This window comes from Myxococcus sp. AB036A, from assembly GCF_006547355.1.
Taxonomy (GTDB): domain Bacteria; phylum Myxococcota; class Myxococcia; order Myxococcales; family Myxococcaceae; genus Myxococcus; species Myxococcus virescens.
This window is the reverse complement of the sequence record NZ_VHLC01000202.1, coordinates 1-3559: the sequence shown is the minus strand read 5'-3', so window position 1 is coordinate 3559 and position 3559 is coordinate 1. Positions and strand designations below refer to the sequence as shown.

General features: G+C 71.4%; 3 protein-coding genes. 2 read left to right on the top strand and 1 reads right to left on the bottom strand.

Features of this window, described 5'->3' with window-relative positions; genetic code table 11:
• Positions 1-457 (top strand): TonB family protein (locus tag FL344_RS37945; protein ID WP_141621930.1); only part of this gene is annotated, 457 nt, incomplete at its 5' end.
• Between the two features lie 73 nt (positions 458-530).
• A complete protein-coding gene (locus tag FL344_RS37940) occupies positions 531-1796 on the top strand; it encodes a PepSY domain-containing protein (protein ID WP_141621929.1) in 1266 nt (421 codons plus the stop codon).
• Between the two features lie 87 nt (positions 1797-1883).
• Here FL344_RS37940 and FL344_RS37935 read toward each other — a convergent pair.
• A partial coding sequence (locus FL344_RS37935) for a DEAD/DEAH box helicase (RefSeq protein ID WP_141621928.1) occupies positions 1884-3559 on the bottom strand: 1676 nt, incomplete at its 5' end.

Genomic DNA, 3559 nt, shown 5'->3' with positions numbered 1-3559 from the left:
GCCCGAGCCTGCTCCCGAGCCCACGGTGGCGAAGGCGGAGCCGGCGTCCGCGAGCAGCGAGGCGTCCGCGGTGGGCGGGGTGGTGGGTGGCGTGGTCGGCGGCGTCGTGGGTGGAACGCGGGGAGGCATCGTCGGGTCGACGGCCATTGGCGGCACGGGCGACGCGCTGACGCTGAAGCAGGTGATGCGGCCCCCCACGGTCCTCAAGCAGGTCAGGCCGGACTACCCCCGGCTGGCGAAGCAGCGGAACATCCAGGGCGTGGTGGTGGTGCGGGTCATCGTTGGCACGGACGGCCGGGTGGAGCAGGAGCACACCCGGGTGATGCGCTCCGTGCCCGCCCTGGACGCCGCGGCGATTGCCGCCGTGAATCAGTGGCACTTCACGCCCGCGCTGGGCCGTTCGGGGCGGCTGGCGCGAGTCATGATCGACATTCCGGTGAACTTCTCCCTGAAGTGAGTCTGGCGCGGTGTCGCGCCGGGTCCGCTCCAGTTCTCCTCGCGTGGGCTCCGGCCCGCGCTGGAGCCGTTTCATGCGCACCTTCCGAAACATCCTCTTCTGGATTCATCTCATCGCCGGAATCGCCACCGGGCTGGTGATTGCGATCATGTCCTTCACGGGCGTGGTCATCGCCTTCGAGAAGCAGCTCATCGAATGGGCGGAGCGGGATGTCCGGACGGTGCAGCCGCCGTCTCCGGACGCGCCCCGGCTCCCCGTGGAGGCGTTGGTCGAGCGCGTCCGCGCTGCGCGGACGGACGGACAGCCCTCCGGAGTGACGGTGTATCCGGAGCCGACGTCCTCGGTGCTCGTGAGCATCGGCCGGGGTTCGGTGACCTACGTCAACCCCTACACCGGCGAGGTGCTGGGGAATGGCGCGACGGGCCTGCGCGGCTTCCTCCAATGGAACGTGGAGCTCCACCGGTGGCTGGCCGCCGGCGGTGACAACCGCGCGGTGGGCAAGGCGATCACCGGCGCGAGCAACGCGGTGTTCCTCTTCCTGGCCATCTCCGGCCTCTACCTGTGGTGGCCGCGCAAGTGGACGCTGCGCGCCATGCGGCCGTCGCTGTGGTTCCGGCGTGGGCTGAAGGGCAAGGCGCGCGACTGGAACTGGCACAACGTCATCGGCTTCTGGTCGCTGCCGGTGCTCGTCGTGCTCACGGCGTCGGGCATGGTCATCTCGTACAAGTGGGCCTCCGACCTCGTCTACACGGTGATGGGCCACGAGGCTCCGGCGAGGCAGGGGCCGCCGGGCTCGGCGTCGGTGAAGGTGCCCGCGCCCGAGGTGGAGACGCCGCGCAAGCCGATGGATGTCCTCATGGCCGAAGCGTGGAAGACGTCGCCCACCTGGTCGTCCGCCACGGTGCGCCTGGGCGGCGGAGCGCGTCCGGGCGGGGCTCCCGCGCAGGGGGGCCGTGGTCCGGAGGCGAAGGGCGAGCGGGGCGAGAAGGGTGGCGCGGACAGCGTGGACGCGGTGACGGTCACCCTCCGCGAGGCGGATGCGTGGCCGCCGTTCTCCTCCAAGCAGGTGTCCCTCAACCCCTTTTCGGGCGAGGTGGCGAAGCAGGAGACGTACGCGGACCACAACAGCGGCCGGAAGCTGCGCACCTGGCTGCGCTTCCTGCATACCGGCGAGGCGCTGGGGCTCTGGGGCCAGTTGGTGGCCGCCATCGCGTCGCTGGGTGGCGTGTTCCTCGTCTACACGGGCTTCGCGCTGTCGTGGCGCCGGTTCTTCTCCCGGCGCCGGACGAACACCGAGCCGCGGGAAGAAGCCGCCGCGCAGACCGAGCGGGCGGCCTGACGGATTTCAGCCCTCCTCGTGAGCGTGACGGGTTCGCTCGTCATCCTCCCACTCACGAGGCGGGCATTTCCCTTTTGAGCCGGGAGGTCAGCTCCGGTCCTTACGGACGAGCACCTTCTTGCCGCGCAGGGTGGCGTTCTTCAACGCGGCGATGATGCGGTTGGCGTCGGACTCCGGCACCTCCACCAGGGAGAAGGCGTCGCCAATCTGGATGGCGCCAATCTTGGAGGACTCGACGCCTGCTTCCCCGGCGATGGCGCCCACCAGGTCGGCGGGGCGTACGCCGGCGTGACGGCCGGCGCCAATCCACAGGCGGGTGACGTCCCACGTCGGCGGGCCACCGCGGGCCTTCGGGCCGCGCTCCGGACGGCCCGGACGCCCCGAGGGCGCTCCGAACTTGCCCGTGCGCTCACGGCGCTCCTGCGGCGGCGCGACGACGGGGATCTCCGTCTCCTCCGTGTCGCGGCCCTCGTCCTGGGCCTCATGGAGGAGCTTCACGGCGGCGGCGGCGATGTCCATGGCGTCGAACTCGCTGGCCAGGCTCTCCACCACGTTGCGGAGGGATTCGTACTCACCGGCCACCAGCGTCTCGCGCAGGGAGGCGCGCAGCATCTCCTGCCGCTTCTCGCGCATGTCCGCGACGGTGGGCACGGTGGCCACTTCGATGCGCTGGCCGGTGACGCGCTCGATGTTGCGCAGCAGCCGGTGCTCACGGGGCTCCACCAGGGTGATGGCCACGCCCTCGCGACCGGCGCGGCCCGTGCGGCCGATGCGGTGCACGTAGGCCTCGGGCGCGTTGGGGACGTCGAAGTTCACCACGTGGGACAGGCGGGGGATGTCCAGGCCGCGCGCCGCGACGTCGGTGGCCACGAGCAGGTCGGTGCCCTGGGACTTGAGCTGCTTGATGACGCGGTCTCGCTGCTCCTGCGTCATGCCGCCGTGCAGGGCGTGAGCGCGCCAGCCGCGGCCGTTGAGGGAGACGGTGAGGTCGTCCACCTCCGTGCGCGTGCGGCAGAAGATGATGGCCGCGGTGGGCGACTCCACGTCGAGCAGGCGGCCCAGGGTGGCGATCTTGAAGGCGCGCGGCACGACGTAAGCCGTCTGCCGGACGCGGGGAATCTCCCCCTGTTCCACCTTCTCGCGGGCAATCTTCACGCGCACGGGCTCGTGCAGGTGGCGCTCGGCGATGCTGGCGATGCGCGGCGGGAGCGTGGCGGAGAAGAGGGCCGTCTGCCGGTCCTCGGGCGTGCCGGAGAGGATGGCCTCCAGGTCCTCGGCGAAGCCCATGTCGAGCATCTCGTCGGCCTCGTCGAGCACGACGACGCGCACGTCATCGAGCTGCAACGTGCCTCGGCGCAGGTGGTCCAGCGCGCGGCCCGGCGTGGCGACGACGACGTCCACGCCGCGCTTGAGGACGCGGAGCTGCTGGCCGATGACCTGGCCGCCGTACAGGGGCAGCACGGAGATGCCGAGCTTCTGGCCGTAGCGGTGGATGGCCTCGGAGACCTGCATGGCCAGCTCGCGCGTGGGGACCAGCACCAGCGCGGACGTGGTGTTGGGCCGGCAGGCGCCGGGCTCCACGTGGTTGAGCAGGGGCAGGGCGAAGGCGGCCGTCTTGCCGGTGCCGGTGGCGGCGATGCCGAGCAGGTCCTTCCCCGCGAGCAGTGGCGGGAGGGCGGCGGCCTGGATGGGGGTGGGCTCCTCGTAGCCGAGCGCACTGAGCGCCTCGACGAGCGCGGGCTTCAAGCCCAGGGAATCGAAGG

What these genes read in the sequence shown, in the direction of transcription:
- FL344_RS37940 (WP_141621929.1), top strand. Translation starts at nt 531, where the DNA reads ATGCGCACCTTCCGAAACATCCTCTTCTGGATTCATCTCATCGCCGGA.